General features: G+C 52.8%; 1 protein-coding gene. It reads left to right on the forward strand.

The window, feature by feature from the left end:
• Positions 1–590: 590 nt before the first annotated feature.
• A complete protein-coding gene (locus EDD52_RS23495; protein ID WP_207906093.1) occupies positions 591–1,565 on the forward strand; it encodes a Hint domain-containing protein in 975 nt (324 codons plus the stop codon).
• The last annotated feature ends 204 nt before the right edge of the window (positions 1,566–1,769 follow it).

The raw sequence follows: 1,769 nt of genomic DNA on the forward strand, positions 1-1,769 counted from the left end.
CACGTGGAAATAGCATTCACCGTCCGCCAGTATCGACGTCTCCACCGCATAAAAACGACCGAATAATTTGCGAAAACTTCCATTGGTCGGTGAGCGCAGCATCGGTCACCTTGGGTCACTGCCGACCTTGGATGCGGTGCAGCATTCCTCAAAGGCTCCATTACCTTCCCGTTGGAGACGGCTCATAAGAGACATTCACTGCCTACTTGAGATGCTGCGGCACAGCCCGCATTGCAGACCTTCACTGCAACCGCAAAATCAGTTGATGGCGGAACTCAGACTATGCGGACGAGGACGAAACCGCTCTCGCGGTATTGGTGCTTGTGGCCGGTGTTGGGCGTTGATGTGAGCGGCGTGGATTTTGTAAACTGACGAACCGGTCGGACGATTGGGACCAAACAACTTGCAACGTGAAATTGTCGATCTAAGCTTTGGGAAGAGAGTCTGCTATCCCGCAACCCAATTGAGAGACCTGAACAATCGCTCGGATAAGTGAAATTCATTACTCAAACGCGCACGCTAGCAGCACTGGCGTCGGCGAGTTCTTCGAAGTGGCGCTGTCTCCCGGGGAGGACCCAGCCGACTTCTTGGTGTCGACTTACAATCAAAACGGATCGGTAAACCTCGACATCCCGCTTACTGATCCGGGGATCACGGTGAGTTTCGACCCCGCCTCAGATGAGACGATTTACCTTATCTCCGGCGCGACATATGGATTCTTGCTGACTGATCCGAATGGTGGCGCAAACAACAACGAAGCCGTAGCGCTTACGGATGTCAGTGGCCCAACGAATGTCGTTATCAATTTTTACGACATTGGCGGTGGGACTACTGAAATAGTGGCGACGAACGGTGCCGCAGCTGGTGCGACATCAACCAACCTTGTCGGCAATTTCGGGTTTTCGATACAATTCAACCAGCCTGATCCTGACACTCCAGTTTTTGCAACAACGTCACCTGGGACAGCACAGGTAGTCTGTTTTACGACAGGAACGTTGATCGAAACTCCATCTGGTGATTTCCCTGTTGAAGAGCTGTCGGTTGGTGATCTGGTGACGACAGCTAATCGAGGCGCTCAGCCAGTTAGGATGATTGTAGCCCGCTGCCTCGGCTTCCCTGAAGATGACGCTGAACTGAAGCCCATTGAATTCAAACCCGGATCTTTGGGCAACGGTCTGCCGCGCCGAGCTTTGTGCGTCTCGCCGCAGCATCGCATTCTTCTTTGCAACAATGCAGCGCAGGAAGCCTTCGGATTAGGCGAATGCCTTGTGCCAGCAAAAGCGCTCACCCATCTACCAGGAATTCGTAAGAAAATCGGCTGCAGAAGCGTCACTTACTATCATTTGGTGTTTGACCAGCATGAAATCGTGTTCTCCGAAGGTGCGCCGACAGAAAGCATGTTTCTTGGGCCCATGGCTTGTCAAAGTCTTCCAAGCGAATGCCAGCGTGAACTGTCAATGATATTTCCGGACCACGATATTCGTTCACTGCAACCTGCACGGCCGCTTATTGGTGCTGGGAAAGCGCAAAGGTCAGTCTCGCGAGATGGTTTTCGGGAGCTATGAACAGTCAGTGATGTTGGAAGCTGCGTTCTCTGAACTGAAATATCGGGTTCTTCTTAAGTGCAAGTCGATCAGGTCAAATACGGCTGCCGCACAACGACCGACTACGTCCCTCTCGGATCAGCTCTCTTGATTGTGCGACTGCAGCAGAGCGGATGCTGCACCTGGCATGAATGTCGACTTCGGGCTGCCTGCGGTCACCTGCGA

Origin of the sequence: Primorskyibacter sedentarius, assembly GCF_004342065.1 — a bacterium.
GTDB classification, from domain to species: Bacteria; Pseudomonadota; Alphaproteobacteria; order Rhodobacterales; family Rhodobacteraceae; genus Primorskyibacter; species Primorskyibacter sedentarius.